General features: G+C 46.2%; 12 protein-coding genes. 10 read left to right on the top strand and 2 right to left on the bottom strand.

From position 1 onward, the window contains the following. The first annotated feature begins 4 nt into the window (after window positions 1-4). From ABR189_RS11715 to ABR189_RS11685, 7 genes are all read left to right on the top strand, one after another. Window positions 5-694, top strand: coding sequence for a fasciclin domain-containing protein (locus tag ABR189_RS11715; RefSeq protein ID WP_354660679.1), 690 nt, complete (start codon window positions 5-7; stop codon window positions 692-694). Window positions 695-725: 31 nt separating this feature from the next. Then, window positions 726-2,324: an IPT/TIG domain-containing protein gene (locus tag ABR189_RS11710; protein WP_354660678.1), complete on the top strand. Its 1,599-nt coding sequence runs from the start codon at window positions 726-728 to the stop codon at window positions 2,322-2,324. A gap of 38 nt (window positions 2,325-2,362) precedes the next feature. Next, the gene (locus tag ABR189_RS11705) at window positions 2,363-4,045 is read left to right on the top strand and encodes an alkaline phosphatase family protein (RefSeq protein ID WP_354660677.1); all 1,683 of its coding nucleotides are present in this window, start codon (window positions 2,363-2,365) and stop codon (window positions 4,043-4,045) included. A gap of 68 nt (window positions 4,046-4,113) precedes the next feature. After that, entirely contained in the window at window positions 4,114-4,689 is a 576-nt protein-coding gene (locus ABR189_RS11700; RefSeq protein WP_354660676.1) for a sigma-70 family RNA polymerase sigma factor, read from the top strand. Between the two features lie 41 nt (window positions 4,690-4,730). Continuing rightward, window positions 4,731-5,858, top strand: coding sequence for a FecR family protein (locus tag ABR189_RS11695; protein WP_354660675.1), 1,128 nt, complete (start codon window positions 4,731-4,733; stop codon window positions 5,856-5,858). Window positions 5,859-6,020: 162 nt separating this feature from the next. Beyond that, window positions 6,021-9,332, top strand: a complete 3,312-nt coding sequence (locus ABR189_RS11690) for a SusC/RagA family TonB-linked outer membrane protein (RefSeq protein ID WP_354660674.1) — start codon at window positions 6,021-6,023, stop codon at window positions 9,330-9,332. 18 nt (window positions 9,333-9,350) lie between these two features. Further along, window positions 9,351-10,892, top strand: coding sequence for a SusD/RagB family nutrient-binding outer membrane lipoprotein (locus ABR189_RS11685; RefSeq protein ID WP_354660673.1), 1,542 nt, complete (start codon window positions 9,351-9,353; stop codon window positions 10,890-10,892). Between the two features lie 5 nt (window positions 10,893-10,897). Here the strand turns inward: ABR189_RS11685 and ABR189_RS11680 are convergent, their stop codons facing one another. Both ABR189_RS11680 and ABR189_RS11675 read right to left on the bottom strand, forming a co-directional pair. Beyond that, on the bottom strand, window positions 10,898-12,700 hold the full coding sequence (locus ABR189_RS11680) for a sensor histidine kinase (RefSeq protein ID WP_354660672.1): 1,803 nt from the start codon (window positions 12,698-12,700) through the stop codon (window positions 10,898-10,900). A gap of 63 nt (window positions 12,701-12,763) precedes the next feature. Further along, complete coding sequence (locus ABR189_RS11675) at window positions 12,764-13,315, bottom strand: RNA polymerase sigma-70 factor (RefSeq protein ID WP_354660671.1); 552 nt, start codon at window positions 13,313-13,315, stop codon at window positions 12,764-12,766. A gap of 159 nt (window positions 13,316-13,474) precedes the next feature. Between ABR189_RS11675 and ABR189_RS11670 the strand changes: the two genes are divergently transcribed. The 3 genes from ABR189_RS11670 to ABR189_RS11660 all read left to right on the top strand — a co-directional run bounded on the left by ABR189_RS11670 (window position 13,475) and on the right by ABR189_RS11660 (window position 19,270). Continuing rightward, the gene (locus ABR189_RS11670; RefSeq protein WP_354660670.1) at window positions 13,475-14,875 is read left to right on the top strand and encodes a S41 family peptidase; all 1,401 of its coding nucleotides are present in this window, start codon (window positions 13,475-13,477) and stop codon (window positions 14,873-14,875) included. Between the two features lie 71 nt (window positions 14,876-14,946). Then, the gene (locus ABR189_RS11665; RefSeq protein WP_354660669.1) at window positions 14,947-15,963 is read left to right on the top strand and encodes a FecR family protein; all 1,017 of its coding nucleotides are present in this window, start codon (window positions 14,947-14,949) and stop codon (window positions 15,961-15,963) included. A 64-nt stretch (window positions 15,964-16,027) separates the two neighbouring features. Beyond that, the gene (locus ABR189_RS11660) at window positions 16,028-19,270 is read left to right on the top strand and encodes a TonB-dependent receptor (RefSeq protein WP_354660668.1); all 3,243 of its coding nucleotides are present in this window, start codon (window positions 16,028-16,030) and stop codon (window positions 19,268-19,270) included. Window positions 19,271-19,322: the final 52 nt, after the last annotated feature.

Here is a 19,322-nt window from a genome sequence, read left to right as displayed (position 1 = left end):
CAGTATGTACCGTAATATGTCGTTTATACTTTGCAGTTGTATCATACTGGTTTTTGCTTCCTGCAAAAAAGAGTATTTCAGGGATACCGGTACCCACAAGGGTGTTTTTGCCGGTAATAGTGTACAATATCTGGGAACGAATCCCCTGTTGTTCGACACCATTGCTTATGTTGTTAATAAATCAGGACTGGAAGAAGTACTCACTAAAGACCAGGTTACTTTTTTTGTTCCTACAGACCGCGCTATAAAACAGGCGATGGATATGCTGAATGATTACCGGTTTACCATCGGGAAAGATAGTGCGCAGATGAGTAACATACCGGCGGTGGTATGGCGCAAATTCCTGAGCCGGTATATCATTCGTGGTAAATACATGGCACGTGATTTTGCCCGCCGGGATGAACTGAAACTGGAAGCATTTCCGGGACAGTTTTTTGAAACGCTGGATGGCTTTGTGATGAATATCGGACTTATTTACAGCAGTTATGGTGGCGTAGATGCAGTAGGGCCAAGAACTTTGCGGCTTACCTATATATATGACCTGGCAGAGCCAACCAGAGGCCGCGTGCTCTCTGATGTAGCTTCTTCTGATCTGCAAACGGATAATGGGGTAGTGCATGTATTAATGGATGGGCACTTTTTTGGTTTTGATACGAAAGATTTTATCGAAACGGCCGAACTCTATTTAAATTAAGATTTACGAACCTGACTGACCTGATTGAATTATGAAACGAATATATATTCCACTATTTGCCGCTGCTGGCTTTCTGTTTATGCCAGGTTGCACAAAAGATGATTTCAAACCTAAGAATCCGTACGAATCGGATAAGGTGCCTTTGGGGATCACCTTCAGCAAAGAACTGGTGACGCCTGAGGAAGGCGCTCCGCTGGGTGGAGAGGTGACCTTATCCGGTAGTGGTTTTCTGAAATATAAAGATTCCCTGACCGTAAAATTTAACGGGGAGAAAGCAGAGATCCTGAACCTCACTGATGTGGCGATCAAGGTAAAAGTACCTGCCTGGGCAAGTACAGGTATTATATCACTGGTGGTAAACGGGGAAGTACTGCTGGGACCTGATTATCAGATCCAGGGTCTGCTGCAGCAGGAAAGCAGCTTTAATGCCAAAATAGGCTCCAATGGTGTGATAGGTGATGTGTTGCAGCTGTCTGACGGGAAATTTATTTTTACCGGTTCCTTTTCTGACTATGGTAACTCCTTTTCCAAAGATGGGATTAATAATATCGTATGTGTAGAGCCTGATGGTAACCGCGACAGATCTTTCCGCAGTGGCCGCGGAGCTACAGGTGCTATTTACAGTATCAGGCAGCAGCAACAGGGAACCAACAGGGGCAAGTTGATCATAGCAGGCGATGTTACTTCCTATGCCAGGATTGGAACAGAAAAAAGAAATTCTCCGGTAAACCGTATTACCCGCCTGAATGAAAATGGGAGCCTCGATACCTTACGTATACAAACCTATACCAATAGGGATACCATATTACCTGCTTTTGCAGGCGGGGTAGATGGTGGTGTCGCAAAAATCAAGATACTGCCGGATGACAAGATCATCGTAGCAGGTACTTTCAGGTATTACCTGCGCAATATTTATGACCGTCCTTCCAGTACCCTGCAGGATACTGTTGTCACAGATTCTATCAGGATCCCTACTATCGTCAGGTTACTGCCGGATGGTAATATCGATTCTTCTTTCAATTACCTGCCCGGACAAAAGAAAGGAAAAGAAGGTGCCAACGGGCCAATATTTGATATGCATGTTCAGGCAGATGGCAAGATCATCCTCGTAGGAGAGTTCACTAAATTTAACGGAACAGGGGCCAACAGGATCGTAAGGCTTTTGCCGGATGGTACCGTGGATGGTTCTTTTAATGTTGGTGCCGGCGCAGATGGCACAATTGCTACTATTTGTGCCACTACATCCGGTAAGTTTATATTGGGTGGTTTTTTCAGCAACTTCAATGGTACTGCTGCTCCTCGTATCGCAGCAGTGGATGGCACGGGTAAAGTGGATGCAGGGTTTAAAATTGATGGCACAGGTCCGGAAAGTGTAGTAAGCAATATTACAGAGCTTGCTAATGGTGTGTTGGCGGTAAGTGGTTCCTATAGCCGTTTTAACGGATTGAACCGCAAAGGCCTGGTATTCCTGAAAAGTAATGGAAGCCTGCATGAACAACTTAATACCGTTAGTGGTACAAATGGTTCCATCATTGGATTTTTTCCTGTTGGCAACAGCTTTTTCGCAGCAGGTGGGTTCACCAAATTTGACCGGATCCCCTGCGGAGGGATTATCCGCCTCAAATACTAAGCGCTGTTTTGTTGAATTAAAATTAAAGAGATCTCCATATGCGTAATAACGTATCTAAAATAATAGGACAGGTTGCAATGGCAGGAGTACTGCTAACAGGATTGTTTTCCTGCTCCCGGGACATACCTGCATTAAAGGAATATGGTACCAGCAGTGATTCACTGAACTTTCAGCTGGCCCAGCGTAAAATAATGGTGATAGGGGTGGATGGCGCTGTGGGAGATGCCGTAAAAAAAGCGGATGCGCCTAATATGCATGCTTTTACCAAACATGCGGTATATAGTTATGATGTACTGGTGGATACACCTACTACCAGTGCCACTGCGTATACTTCTTTGTTTACCGGCGTGCGGGTAGAAAAACATCAGGTAAAAGACAATACCTTCAGTGGTAATAACCTGGCAGAATATCCATTGATATTTGATTACCTGAAGGCGGCCAACAGTAATATCAATATTGCAGGTTATACTACCTGGAATCCCTTATTTTCCCAATACTTACTAGCAGGTGCTACCAGGAATGTCAACTTACCGGGCAATGATGTTGCCATCAAAGACAGTGTGGTCAATTTCCTGAAAAATGGCACACCGGATATGGTATTCTGTAACTTCAGCAGCGTAAATAAAGCCGGATTGGATTTTGGATTTGGGGATGCTTCTTCAAAATACATGCAGGCAATTACCAGGGTGGATGAATATATTGGCAGCATTTACGCGGCTATCCGGGAGCGGGAAATAAAATACAAAGAGGATTGGGTAATCCTGATCGTGAGTGATCACGGTGGCAATGGTACCGAGGTAGGAGGAACTACGGAAGAAGAAAGAAATACTTTTTACATCTCTTACAACAAGAATTTTAATGCCCGCCAGCTGGCCAAATCATCTTTGAATACGGTCTTTGCCCGTTTCGATAACTACAACTCCGGGGCTAATAGCGGTGACCCTGTTTTTAATCCGGATCAGTATTCCCAGTTTACCATAGAGCTTAAAATACGCACCAACCGTATCCTTTGTGATGAAGCGATCGCTTCCAACAAGGACTGGGATAGTGGTGGTAACCCAGGTTGGCTGATTTGCCTGCAACCAGGAAGCCAGGGCTGGAGATGGCAAACCGGTAATGGTGCAGGAAGCAGAAAAGACCTTAATCCGTCGGTACCGCCATTGAGCGATAACCAATGGCATCATATCGCGGTAGTAATGGATAATGCGAACAGTAAAGTGTCGCTTTACCAGGATGGCAAGTTCTATCTTACCTCCGATACCCATAAAGGGCCTTTAAATTCAGGGAAAGCAAAAACCATTTCTATCGGAGAAGATATTACCGGCCAATACAGCACTTCCTGGTGCTCAGGAAGTAAGTCTGCCATGCAGCTGGGAGATGTCCGCTTCTGGAAAACAGGCCTGGATAGTGCCACCATCCGTAAATATTCCTGCGGTCCTATTGATGAAACACACCCCAACCTGGACGACCTCGTTGCCAGCTGGATGTGTAATGATGGCACAGGTACAGTAATCCGGGATCAGGGGACTGCACACAAAGACCTTGACTTTTTTGGAGCGCCCACCTGGGAAGATATTGAAGCGGGTTTTTGCGGTACTACTTTCCCTAAAAAGTTTCCGCTGCCATCTGACGGTACCATTTTGCTGATGAACTGGATGAAGGCGCCGGTAAAAGATAGCTGGAAGATGGATGGAATTATTACCTTGCCGGATTTTTATTAGTACTTTGCTTCCGGAAACAAACAGCCAGGTTTCCGGAAGATTGTAAAATCAGAAAAGCTGTTTACCGAATGGTGATCCAGGATAATCTTGCTGAAAGGCTTTTTTATAACGCTGTACATCATAGCGACCACCAGGCGTTTGGTCAGTTATATACATTGATCAAACCTGCTATGATGGATTTTGCTATTGCCCTGGTAAAGGAGAGATGGGTGGCGGATGAATTGGTCCAGGATACTTTTGTAAACTTTTGGAAACAAAGGGCAACGATTACAGAAGAGGTGTTGAACGCGAAATTATACTTCCTGTTGAAAGTGAAAGCAGCAGGTGTTAACTACCTGCAATCTGTACGGAAGCAGGAAGTGATAGATATGGAGTTGCTGGATACCAGCCACTTGCAGCTGATGCCGGACCCGGAACAACTGTTTATCAATGCGGAAATAGGCCGTATTATACAACAGGCAGTAGACGGTTTACCCGGGTTATGCAAGCTGATCTATACCATGGTAAGGGTAGATGGGCTGAAATATAAGGATATCGCTTTTTTACTCAATATGCCTGCAAAAACGGTTGAATCAAAAATGATGCAGGCAGTAAAGAGCATGGGTGAAGCAGTTAAGTTATCTTTGGGGGAGCGGATCACCTGATTGATGCAGGGATCCGGATTTTGTTTTAGGAATTTTTAAAGATGAGTGAATTACATTCAGAGCGTGTTTGGTTGCTGATGACCCGTAAACTGGGTGGTGAGGCAAGCCAGGAGGAGTTGAAGGAGCTGGACCAGCTGCTGGCCCGGTATCCGGATATGGCATTTACATATGAGTTGCTGACTGCTGTAGAAGTAAAGCGGGACTATAATCCCGTGTCAGATCCTGCGCAGGACAAGGTATTCCAGCTGGTAAATGAAGCCGAAGAGGGGGCAATAAAAGAAAAGATGGCGAAGGCTACCGGCGGCCTTACCCTAGCGGTACATCCTCCTGCTCCGGCAACAGTAACTCCTGTTCCGCCGGCCCGGTCAAAAGGTATCCGTTATTTAAGCTCCCGGGCACGTTGGGCTGCTGCTATGATTACACTGGTAATAGGTACCGCTGCTGCTGTTTATTTCCTGCAACGCCCTTTTCACCCTGCTTTGCATCAGAACCAGGTTACTACAAAAAATGCTTCCCGCACCAGCCTCACGCTACCGGATGGTACATTGGTATGGTTAAATGTAAATAGCCAGCTGCATTATGCAGACGGCTTCGCGGAAGGTAACAGGCTGGTGAAACTGGAGGGGGAAGCCTACTTTGAAGTAGCGGCAGATGCGGCACACCCATTCCGGGTACAAACAAATATGATGGATATACAGGTACTGGGTACGGCTTTCAATGTAAAAGCCTATCCCGGCGACCATCAGGCAGCAGCTACTTTGATTACCGGTGAAATTGTAGTATCATTGGAAGGACAAGGTGAAAAGAAAATATCCCTTTCTCCTAAAGAGAAACTTACCGTATGGGAATATCCATCCAAAACGGGCGACAGTACCGCTACGGTAAAATACCAGGTAGCTGCTTTGGGGGAAGAAGGGGCAACTGAAGTGCTGGAAACAGCCTGGATGCGCAACCGCCTGGCATTCCGTCAGGAGCCTTTTGGAAAGCTGGCCAATCAGCTGGAAAGATGGTATAATGTAAAAATAGTATTCGAGAATGATGCGCTTAAACAACAGCTGTTTAGCGGTAACTTTGAAAAAGAAACAGTCACAGAAGCAATGAAAGCATTGAGCATGGTTATCCCTTTCCAATACACACAGCGGGGGGATACACTCTTTATTAAACCGTAACAGCAATTAATCACCGGCCGGATAGGGCCGGCAACTGATAGTCAACCATACGTTTTGTAGGATGCAGTGGGGATCAACCAAAAGCTGCCCTTTAATTTCTCAGGATTGCTTGTGTATGCCAGCTTTATGAAACGGGCTTTTATACTTTTATCCCTTTTATTTTTGAACGCTTCCGCAATGGCGCAGCGGCTGGAGGTGCATTTTCAGGAAGTGCACATAGAAAAAGTGTTCGACTTCATCGAAAAAAAGACGGATTACCGGTTCCTGTATGATGCCCGTGCGATGAAAGCACATCCCCTGGTGAGCCTGGATGTACAACAGGCCGATATAGGGGCATGTATGGAGCGCATATTGGATAAAGCCTTTGTTTACAGGATCCTCAGTAACAACTTGGTCGTGGTCACTGCCAGTACAGAAAATGTACAGGAAATAACCGTCACCGGACAAGTGCTGAGTGCCGATGACCAGCCATTGGAAGGCAGCAGCATACGGGTAAAGGGACTGACAAAGGGATGTGTGACAGATGCACAGGGCCGGTTCAGTATCACAGTGCCCGACAATGTACAGCTCCTGGTGTCCCGCATTGGCTTCCAGCAAATGATAACACCGGTGAAAGGGAAGATGCCGCTCCAGATCAAACTGGCCTATAATGAACCTGGCCTGCAGGAGGTAGTCGTAACTTCAATGGGCATACGTAAGGAAGCAAAAAAGATCGGCTACGCAATCAAACAGGTAAAAGGGGAAGAACTTCAGGCAGTACGCACGGCCAATCCGGTGAATGCGCTGGCTGGTAAAGTGGCTGGCCTGCGGATCAATTATAAACCCGGCTTTTTCGAAAACCCGGATGTTTTACTCCGGGGTGAACGCCCCATGGTGGTAATAGATGGGGTGCCTGTATCTACTGATTTTTATGATGTAAATCCGGACGATATTGCTGATATCACGATTCTGAAAGGACCAGCAGCGAGTGTGCTATACGGCTCTTACGGCCGTAATGGTGCGGTGATGATCACTACCATCCGAGGCCCTGTAGCGGCAGAAGATAAGCTGGAGGTAGTGCTGCATCACCGCAGTACCTTCCAGGCAGGCTGGGTAGCTATACCTTCCGTACAAAATGAATATGGCAACGGCAATAATGGAAAATACCTTTTCAAAGACGGGAAAGGAGGAGGAATCAACGATGGGGATTATGTGTGGGGGCCAAAACTTGATCAGCGGGATCCCTCCACACCCAGTGGATATGTGGAAATCCCACAATGGAATAGTCCGGTAAATCAGAATGGAGAACTGGTACCCCTGCCCTGGATATCAAGGGGCAAAAACAACCTGAGCAACTTCCTGCAGCTGGGTATGCTGGAAAACCTGGGGGTAATGGTGGCTGCCAGAAATGACAGAAGTGTGCTGCGTTTTTCCCTGGATCATTTATATCAACGCGGACAATTACCTTATACACAATTACACAACTCTTTTGCTGCCATCTCTGTTAATTACAAACTCAGTTCCAAACTGAGTGTAGATGCAGTCATGAACTACAACCGGCAGTTTTCTCCTAATTATCCAAGAAGGGTATATAGTCCCGTGAACCAGATCTACACCATAATTTTATGGATGGGCGCAGATGTGGGGATCAATGATATGAAAAACTACTGGAAGCCCGGACAGGAAGGTATTCAGCAGCGCAACTGGAATTACTCCTGGTATAACAATCCCTGGTTCATGGCTAAGGAACATACACAATCCTGGGAGCAGGATAAAACGTACGGCAATGTTTCACTGAACCTGGATGTGCTGCCGGGGCTGCAATTGAAACTCCGGCAGGGACTTACCGTTACTGGTAAGCAACTGGAATTACACACGCCTAAAAGCCTGATTTATTATTCAGATGATACCCGCGGCAATTTTCAGCTTACACAGGAAAATATGCTGGATGCTACCACCGACCTCATGGCGGCATATACACGCCGGTGGGGAAAAATAGGGATGAGTGCTAATGCAGGGGTGAACATGTATTATTTTAAATACCGTCAGTTTTATGCAGAAACAGATGGCCTGAATGTACCCGGCCTCTATAACCTGGCCAATTCTACCCGCCCCGTTTATTCCAATAATATATTCTCCGAAAAAAGGACTTCCAGTGCTTATGCTACCACTGATATTGATTATGGCAACTACCTGTTCCTGAACCTTTCCGGCAGGATAGACCGGACCAGCACCCTGCCGCTGCAACACAACACCTACTTTTATCCGTCAGTAGGAATTAGTATAGTACCTACGGCTATGGCAAACTTCCCCGAAGGAATCAGTTTTATAAAATTAAGAGCGGCGCTAGCCAATGTATTTCATGATCTGCAGCCTTATCAGTTGTATGGTACTTACGATAAGGCGGAGCCCTATGGAAGTATCGGGATCTATGATTTTTCAGGTGATTTGCGTAATGCAGATATACGCCCTATGCAATCCATCGCTTTTGAAACAGGCATGGACCTGTTGTTCCTGAAAGGACGCCTGGGCTTAAATATGACCTATTATAATACCTGGGATAAAAATGATATTATCCCTATTAATGTATCTACCACATCAGGCTTTGACACTTACCTGGTAAATGGTAATGAATACCGGCGCAAAGGGCTGGAAATAGAATGGATGGCCCGACCGGTGGCAGGTAAGCACTGGCAATGGGAAAGTAACTTTAACTGGAGCATGTACCGCCGCTACCTCAAAGATGTATATCGCACGGCTGAAGAAATAGCAGCGGGTAATGAAACCACCCTGAATGGTATCAGGATAGGCGAACGCATGGATATTGTAAGGGGCACCCGCTGGATGCGCACCTCTTCCGGTGCATTGGTAATAGGCAAGGACGGTTTGCCGGAGAAAGACCCGGTACCGCATGTATTAGGATATATGAATCCTGACTGGGAGCTGGGCTGGAGTAATAAAGTAACCTGGCAACGCTTTACCCTTTCCTGGAACCTGAATGTCCGGATGGGAGGGTTGATTGCTTCTACTACTTTTTTTAAACTGTGGGAAAGTGGCCGGCATCCGGATGCAGTAGGGCCGTTACGGGATGCTGCTTACCGGGGCGAAACCTGGCTCGCTCCCGGAATGAACGTGGTAGGTGGTGAACTGGTAAGGGATGTGGCCGGCAATGTAATTAAAGATACCCGCATCTATACGGAAAATCAGTATGGTGTAAACTGGATCCTGTATCAGCAGGTATATAACAGGGATGTGGACGAACAATATACTTTTGATGCTTCCTTTTTAAAGCTGCGGGAACTGGCATTGGCCTATAAATTCACCGCACCCAAAAATAACCGTAAGTGGCTGAAAGGAATGACACTTACACTTACGGGAAGCAACCTGCTGTTATTATGCAAAGTACCTTTTGTAGATCCGGATGGTGTAACTGACAATTATTTGCAGGAGCCATCACAGAGAAACATAGGGATCAATGCACAATTTAATTTTTAGTAAAATGTAAAAGCTGTAATGAAAGCAAAACAACATAGAGAACGGGCGGTAAAGCGGGGTGCAAAAAAATCCTGGCTGGTGTATGGTTTGCGGCAGCTGACCTTTTCATTGCTTGTTGTTGGTTTATCGGGTGGATGTAAAAAGGCGACAGACTATTTACTGGATCCCAATAAGCCTATTCATATCAGCCCCTCCGGGATATTGCCAGCTATAAGCAGGAATGCTTTTTCCAATAGTGGCGGAATGGCAGATGTGGCCATGCGTTACCTGGTGAGAACAGATTTGCCGGAAAACTATGAAAACCTGGCATGGGACGTTGGTAGTTATAATGATTATGGGGTTTTGCGGTTGGTAAATAAACTGCAACAGGAAGCCCTGTACGAACATAAAGAACAATACCTGGGTATCGTGAAGTTTTTCCGCGCGTATTATTTTTTCAGGATTACCCGGATGTTTGGAGATGTACCATACCGGGAAGCGCTGAAAGGAGAAGACGGTAGTGCCGGCCCGGGACGTTTAATGCCGGTATACGACCGGCAGAAGGATATCGTATTAGGTATATTGCAGGAGCTGGAAGAAGCAAATGAATTAATGCGGAGCAAATCGGGCACTGCTGTGGAGGGGGATATTACCTATGGGGGAAATCTGGATAAATGGCGGAGGCTGGTCAATACCTTTGCACTGCGTGTACTGATGCAATTGTCGGTCAGGGAAAATGACCCTGCATTACAGATAAAGCAACGGTTTGCTAATATAGTGAATGATCCTGTCAAATATCCGTTGATGCGGAATATTGAGGACAATGCAGCATTCCGGTATCTCGATGAAATAGGCAACCGCAGCTCTTTTTATAATAACAGTGGCCTTATTTCAGGCTCCTACCGTATGAGTGCCAGCTTTGTCAACCAGTTAAAGGAGTGGCAGGATCCCCGTTTATTTCTGTATGCAGACATTACCACTAATGCTGCCCAGGCCGGGCTCCAGCCAGGTGATTTTAATGCCTATGGCGGTGCAGAGGCCAGTATGCCGCTTACAGAAGTAAAAGACAGTGTGGCGGCCGGGAATGTGTCTAAAATAAATGCACGTTATTACAGCCAGCCGGTCATTGAGCCCTATGTGATGCTGGGGTACTGGGAATTGATGTTCCTGCTGGCAGAAGCAGTGGAAAGAGAATGGATTAACGGGGACGCGGCGGAGTATTATGCTAAAGGTGTCCGCGCTAATTTTGAATATTATGCGTTACTGCCCTCAGCAGATAATTACCTGCAGCAGGAAAAGGTGCAATACAAAAAAGCGACAGGCATTCAGCAGATAAACATGCAGAAATATATTGCCTGCTTTTATCAGTCGGGTTGGGAACCCTTTTTTAATTACCATCGTACCGGCGTTCCGTTTATAAAGATAGGTAAGGGACAGGTAAGGGATAAAATGCCTTTCCGCTGGCTGTATCCCAGAAGTGAATCATTGCTGAACAAAACCAATCTGCAGGCAGCGATACATAATCAGGGATTTGTCCAGGATGATGTAGAAGGAAAGTTATGGATGTATAAACCTTACTGATTCCCTTAGTTGTTATCCGGGTGGTTAGCAATCCCTCCGGGCAGATAAATAGTGGTAGGGGCGGTTCTTAAAGTAAAATAAAAACGGCTGCCTTGTCCTACCTCACTTTCTATCCATATCCTACCGCCATTTTTTTCAATAAAGTCTTTACAGAGGATAAAGCCTAATCCTGTGCCTTGCTCATTTTCTGTACCTCTTGTGGTAAAAGAGGCCTGGTTCATCAATTTATCCAGGTTCTCCGGGGGAATACCAACGCCGGTATCCTGAATACAAACCGTGGTAAAATCCGGGGCCGTGGTGGCGGATAAAATGATGGTATCCCCATTGTTACAGAATTTAATGGCATTGGTAACCAGGTTGCGGATGGAGGAGTGGATCATCTCAGCATCTGCAAATACCTTTGTTTGTTCCGGGATCTCATTGAGCAGCTGAATCCCTTTCTTATGTGCTTTGGTTTCAAAAAAGAGATTGTTCTTTTCTGCTACGGTATGCAGGTCAAAAACTGTTTGCCGCATAATATCTCCTTTCAGCTGGCTCTTTGACCAATGCAGCAAATTTTCCAGCAGGTCATAAGTGTAACCGATATTGGTATGCAGCAGGGGAATAAAGGATTTAAATTCTTCTTCAGTAAGTATCTCCTCATCCATCAACCGCAGTATTTCCCACAGGTTACCCAGCGGGGTACGCATATCATGCGAGATAACAGAAAAGATTTTGTCTTTTACCTGGTTGAGTGCCAGCAGCTCTTCGGCCTGTTGCTTTAGTTTTAATCCGGCGGTTTTCTGATCGGTAATATCCTGGAACAATAATATGGCTCCGGTATAGATGACGCTCTTTTCAAAAAAGGGAGAGATCTTTACTTCATAATAGCGGTTTTCCGGTTCATCGGGAATGGTAATTTCCACAGCTCCGTTTACATGCTGTGCTACCAGTTCCTGCAGGGGATGGTGGCCGGGAAACAGGGCCTGTATCTTTTCACCAATGATCACGGCCGATTGCCTGGCACTGATATGCTCCATTTCTGCATTCATGTAAATGATACGCTTAAAGGCATCCAGTACCAGCACCCCTTCCTCCATTACTTCAATTACTTTTTCGCGTGCTATCGGGATAATATCAAACAACTTGAAGTGCAGTAGTCCTATACTGATGATAAATCCGGTAATGATAAATGCGTAAGGGGTAAGGTCAACATGCCCCAATGGTCTTATATCCATCAGGTACATGACGTTAATACCCCAGGGTACCAACGCGCTCAGTAAAATGGTTTTGTACTGTTTTTGGTAAATGGGATCTGCTTTTCGGAAGCGGATAAGCATCAGGTATATGCCCCACGCCAGCATCATATAAAAGTAACCGGTGAAAATGTAATACCAGGGCCCCGGCGTAATATCCAGTAGTGGAAAAGGTCCGCTATTATCTACTTTGGTAGCAGTATAATGGAAGTGGTGCCACTTATTGGTCCACACCAGGATGATCGTAAATAACGGAGGGGTAAAAAGAAGGTAGAGTAATTTATTATGCAGCCATTTTTCCTTTCCGGTAAACTTTATGATGAAGATCATCCATATGACCGGAATCAGCGCAATACCGATATATTCCACTTTAATGAGGAAAAGCATTTGCTCCAGGGTGGTGCTGGCCAGCTCTGCTCCGTAGCCAAGTACCCATACGGCTAATGCTAACATCAGGATACCAAACCACCTTACTGTCCAGCCCAATCGCTTTAATATCAGAGCAGACATATAGATAGTTGCCAGCCCGGCTAAAAGAAGCGCCAGCGAAAATGCATTCAGCTTAAAGGTCATTGGATAGAGATTGGTACTTGTGGCACCAAAGATAGTATTTAGCGGGATGTATTTTAGTGAGGATCAGGATAATTGTTCCAGGATAGAAAGATAGAGTGTAAAAGTAATACTCCCTTTCAGTTCCTTTTTCAGGAATTTAAGCGCTTTGTTCATATGTCCTTCTACTGTACTGGTGCTTATCTGCAGGTGTACGGCTATTTGTGACAGGCTCAGTCCCTGTTCTCTTTTAAGGGTATATACCAGCCGGTTTTGGGGCGGTAGTTTTGCTACTGCCTGCCGTAGCAGGGCCTGGTATTCTTTTACATATAGTTGTTCATCAGCATGGCAGCGTACCGGCGCTGCCTGTTGCATAGCTGCCTGGTATTTCTTTTGCCGCGCTGCTTTCCGGATGGCATCTATCAGCAGATGTTTGGCATAAGTACATAATAAAGGCAGTACGGCTTCATCAGATTGTACCTGTGGAAGATTTTCCCATAACTTCAGGTAAGCCTGCTGTAAAATATCTTCTGCCTGTGCCTGGTCGGGGGTAAACTTGCGGATATAAGAGAAAAGCCTGTCCTTGGTGGAAAAGAAGATTGTTTCAAACCGGGCATGCAAGCTTTGGGTGAGGAGCATAAATTTTATTCAAATTTAGACGCAGGAGGTTTTCTTCCTGACAAAGATTCATAATTAACCGCTTGCCTGCATCATATCTGTAATAATTAACAATTAATTTACCTGTTGCGTTTGTTGTTATTTGCCGTAATACAAACCTTTAGGGAAATATTCATTTTTGTGAAACACCCGCCCGCCCTCCTGCAATACAGCTTCCTGGCTGTTATGTTCACATTATTGATAGGTAGTACCGGATGCTCCAGAAAGGAGGCCCTGCCGGAGCCCGCGCCTGCTGATTCGCTGGGCCGCATTAATCAGTGGTTGCTGGATAGCATGCGTGCTTTTTATTATTGGAGTGAGGAGATCCCGGCAGCACCGGATTTTAAGCAGGCTACACCATTGTTTTTTAAAAGTTTACTGAGCACGAACGACCGCTTTTCATGGATTACCAACCAGCAGGATGTTATACCTGACGGAAATAGTTATACCAACTACGGTTTTCATTATGCATGGGTACAGGTGGCAGGATATGACGGGTATGTTGGGGTGGTTACTTTTGTAAGCAGGTTTAGTGCAGCCGGTGAAGCGGGCTGGACACGGGGAATGTATTTCACTGCGGTAAACGGAACACGGGTTACTGCGCAGAATATGGAACAGGCCAACACGGTGCTGCATACTTCGGGAAATGTGCGTGTTACCATGGCGGCCATCGTTGACAATACCGTACAGCCGGGGAATGAGGTAACATTATCTCATATCCTTTTCGGAGAAAACCCTTTCCAGCTTACCAGTACTTTTACCGCAGGAGGGATTGCTACGGGGTATCTTTTTTACAACCAGTTTAGTGAAATGCATGATGACGATATGCTGGCGGTGTTTGACAAGCTACGCCGTGCGCAGGTAACGGAGCTGATCCTGGACCTGCGTTATAACCCCGGTGGCAGTGTACCGCGCAGCGCAATGATGGCAGTTATGATCGCCACGCAGCTCAAAGAAAATGATGTGTATGCCATATATGAAGGGAATAAAAAACTGGGGCGCCGGGAACGTACTTTGAAGGAAGTATTGCAAACAGCCAACAGTACAGCTGGTAATGATTATGCACTGCTCAAAAAAAGATTGCTGCCCCTGCAGCGCATTTTTATCCTCACCACCGGGGGTACTGCTTCTGCCGCTGAAATGCTGATCAATAACCTCCGGCCTTATATCACCGTAGTGCAGATAGGCGCTACGACTACCGGTAAAGATGAAGCCAGTTTTGTGATCCGCGACGGACGTGTCCCCCGGCAGATTCCCTGGGAGATCCATCCTATTGTATACAAACTCTTTAATAAGAATAACCAGGGGGCCTATCATCATGGCCTGGTACCGGCATATCCGGTAAATGAATTGGCGGCGCTGCCATTGTATGCTATAGGGAGCAGTAAAGACCCGCTGATCAGGAAGGCGCTGGAAATGATTTATGGTATGGATATTCCGGAGGGAACACCATTACGTCAACTGCCGGAAATACCTGTCCGGGTAGTATATGCTTCTGCTGCCGGACAGGCAAAAAATGCAATGGTACAGGTAGCCCGGTAATGCCAATGTTAAGGGAACATTAATTGTAAAAAAAGGATAGAGGAAGGAAAGTAGTTGTTCGTGCTAACAATATGGAATACGAATTACTCATGCGTTTTTTTAACGGGGAATGTACCAGGGAGGAAGTAGTAGCAGTGGAAAACTGGCTGGCCACAGCGGAGGAAGAGTGGAGCGTTATGGACCGTTTGCTGGAGGATGCCTGGCAGGAACCGGCTTCCGCAACATTAGGAGATGCGGATAGCCACCGTATCCTGGAGGAGATGAAAAGCAAACTGGTAGTACCCCGGCAAAAGCGGGTAACCCCCATGCGTGGCCGTATTTTAAAAGCTATGGCCGCAGCTGCCAGTATAGCCGTGATGATAGCGATAGGAGCTGGATGGTGGTACCTTAAAAAACAGCCGGTGGGCAAAGCAACACAGCAGCTTGCGGCTACCTGGCAAACTATAAAAAACGAAACAGGAAATACCCGCAAGCTGGTAATGCCGGATGGTACAGCGATCTGGTTAACGCCCTACAGCACCTTGTCTTATAACATCCCCTACGGTACCATCAGCCGTAAGGTACAACTGGAAGGGGAGGCTTATTTTGAAGTAGCACCGGATGAGCAACATCCTTTTACAGTATATACAGGTAATATCACCACCAGAGTACTGGGTACCACTTTTAATATAGAAGCCTATGCCGCAGAACCTGCTATCCGGGTATCACTCACCAGTGGAAAAGTGATGGTGAGCAATACGGATAGCCTGCAACAGCAGCAATCGCAGGTGCTGGAACCCGGGCATATGCTGGCTTGCTATCGTGGAACCCGGAAGATGGAATTAATGCAGCTGGCAGTAAAAGACAATTCAGTATGGACCAAAGGATACCTGGTGTTTAATGATATCCCATTGGAACAGGCCATCCTGCGGGTAGCCAGAAGATATGGATGGACCGTAGGCTATGCAGGCAATAAAAACCAGCTGCCGGAGAAAAAAGTAACGGCCATATTCCGCCATGAAACAGGCCTGCAAATCATACAGAATCTATTATTTGTTCATGGATATCATTGTTCATTAAATGGTAGCAACCTGCTGATAACACCGTAACCACCTTTACTTATTTACTTCATCTACTCACTATAATCAGTTAATAATTATGGATAGGATTTTTATGCAAAAAAGTGTAGGCATTATAACGAATGGAAAGCAATGGTGGCTGCTGGTAATACTGCTGCTGCAATACCGTATAGGCTATACACAAGCTGCATTTTCATCTGTAACAGACAAAGTAACCTATGCAAGTGCAAAAACCGATGCGGCGGCTTTATTGCAGGCATTACAGTCCCAGACTACCTATACTTTTTCTTTTGATAACAGTACGCTGAAAACATATTATGTTTCATCCATTGATTTTAAAAATGCACCGTTAGGACAGGTATTGCAATACTTACAGCGGCATTATGGCTGGCAGTTTGCGATAGCCAATAAGAACATCTCTGTACAGCAGGGAACCATACCGCGCCGGGTAAATGGCCGTATCAGCGGGCAGGTGCTGGATGCCCGTACCAGCGATCCTGTACCGGGGGCTACCATTAAGGCTGGTCTTAAAGGAACCACTACGAATGTCACCGGGGAATATGACCTGGAACTGCCGGAAGGTAATCACCAGCTGCTGATCAGCTCCATCGGTTATACCACCAAAAAGATCACCGATGTGAAAGTAAAGGGTGGGGAAGTGGTTGTGCTCAACATGGCATTGCCTGTGCAGAAAGGTACGCTGAAAGGGGTGGAGGTAGTGGCGGCCGCAAAAAAGGAATCGGTAACGGCATTGTATTTAAAACAAAAGAATAATGCGGCCATGAGTGATGGCATCAGTGCCGAACAGATCAAAGTAACGCCGGATAATAATGCGGCACAGGTACTGAAAAGAGTGAGCGGGCTTACCATTCAGGACAACAAGTTTGTAACCGTACGTGGCCTCAGCGACCGTTATAACAATGTTATGCTCAATGGTGCTGCATTACCCAGTACAGAACCTAACCGGCGTAATTTTTCCTTTGATATTATTCCCAGTGCACTCATTGATAATATCGTAGTCAATAAAACTGCCACACCGGATATGCCCGCAGAATTTGCAGGTGGGCTGGTACAGGTTACCACAAAAGATATTCCTGATGAAAACTATGGGAGTGTCACTATCGGCAGCGGATATAATACCAACAGCATTGGCCGTAATATGTACAGTACGCCCCGGGGCAAAAATGATTACCTCGGCTTTGATGATGGTAAGCGGGGATGGTGGCTGAAAGACTGGGACCGATTTGCCTACAATAAATATCTCCGGGAAAATAATACGGCTCAGATGGGAGAGATGAACCGCCGTATTCCCAATAACTGGGGGCTGCGCAGGTATGCCTACCATCCGGTACAAAACTACCAGTTCAATGGCGGACGCAGGATCGCTTTTAAAAACGGCGGGCGTATAGGCATCACGTTAGGCGTTATGTACCGGCATGAAGAAAATGTGGAAGACGAAGAACGGAGAACATACACAGGAGATCAGAATGACTTTGCCGGTGCATCTTATCATTTCAGTAGTGCCCTGGGTGGGATCCTGAATATCGCCTATCAGCAAAAGGCGCATAAGATCGCGTTTAAGAATGTATACAACCGGCTTTTTACCAATGAAACAAATGATTATACCGGTATTGCCAAAGGATTCGGCCCGGAAAATGTGCATACCTATTCTAATGTTACACTGATCAATGATATTTGGCAGCGCCGGCTGGAAGGTACCCATGGGCTGGGCCGCAAAGGGATTAAACTGGAATGGAATGCAGACTGGGTCAGCGTGCTGCGTGATCAGCCGGATTCCAGGAACTCCCTGGGCTTTAAATTTCCGGGAGATCCGGAAGGTTTTTACAGCCACCTCGTATCAGATAAAACAGGTTTCCTGGGAAGAGGATTGTCCCTGTTTAATTCCAGACTAAAGGAAACCAGGTATAACTGGGGAGGCAGCCTCCATATTCCATTTCAGCTGGGAGGTACACAACAGAAAATAAAAGCAGGATACGCCGGCACTTACCGGGAAGCAGATTTTGTGAGCAATGGTTTGATCGCAGTAGGAGATCCTGCTTCCAATGGTGATGAGACCTTCCGCAAGCTGATCACCTTATTGCCGGACTATGAGCTGCTGTCGCCCCAATACCTCAAACCCGGCGGGTTGTATTATTATCCGGCCGGTACCCATGCGGTGAGTGGAGGTGGTGTAGGGGATGCCTATAACGGCCTGCAACAGCTGCATGCAGGCTACCTGATGCTGGACCTGCAACTGCTTCGCCGTATCCGTTTGATCGGAGGAGCACGCATGGAACATAACCGGTCGGAAGTGAGTACGGTTAGTTATAATCCTGCTACGGGAGCGCCGGTGGATTCCCTGGTATTATATAACAAGCAAGATTTTTTGCCTTCGGTAAACCTGGTATATAGTATTACATCCAGGATGAATATACGTGCGGCTTATGCGGAAACACTTTCCCGCCCCGACTTCAGGGAAAGAAGCCCGTTTATTTACTATGAGTTTAAGGAACGTGCGGAGTATAAGGGCGCCTATGGTCTCAAAGATGCGCGGATCAAAAATGCTGACCTCCGCTATGAGTTTTATCCTGCTTCCGGCGAGGTACTCTCAGCCTCCGTGTTTTACAAAAAATTTGAATCACCGGTAGAGCTGGTGGTTGGTGGCGTACCAGGCGGCGCACAGGTGTTCTATTATTTCAACCTGCGCAATTCTACCAGTGTAGGTGTGGAAGTGGATTTCAGAAAAACACTGGGATTTCTTCGTCCGGGATCGGAGTTATGGAAACATTTCGTGATCAGTGGAAATGCTTCCTGGATGAAAGCAAATGTACGCTACAATACTCAGGAGATGCTGAATGCAGCGAATGGAGTAAGCGGTGGAGCCTGGAAGGAGTTGCCACCGGATTCCAGGGACCGGCCTTTACAGGGACTTTCTCCTTATGTGTATAATGCAGGGCTGGGATATAATGGAAAACCAATAGGCGTTCAGGTGAGCTATAACCGGTATGGACCACGTATTGTAGCCGGTGGATTATTACCCTATATGGACCAGTATGAAAATGCCAGGGATGTACTGGACCTGCAATTGAACGCCCGCTTGCTGAAAGATCACCTGGAAGTAAGGTTAAATATCAGCGACCTGCTACAGCAAGCCTTCATTATTTATGATAACGTAACACTGAATGAGCAGGGGGGAATTCCCGGCAATTCTGCTGATGCCAGGGATAATGTAAATGATGATCCGAAGGGGACAAGGTATAATTCCGCGCTGGATTTTACCAGGTATAAAAGCCGGAGGGGTACTAATGTGAGCGTGAATGTAACCTGGCACTTTTAAGTATTTCATTGCACCATAGAATAAACCATTTCACTTCACTTCACATCCAAAA

The sequence above is a fragment of the Chitinophaga sp. H8 genome, assembly GCF_040567655.1.
In the GTDB taxonomy this organism is placed as follows: Bacteria; Bacteroidota; Bacteroidia; order Chitinophagales; family Chitinophagaceae; genus Chitinophaga; species Chitinophaga defluvii.
This window is presented reverse-complemented; position numbering and strand designations above follow the sequence as displayed.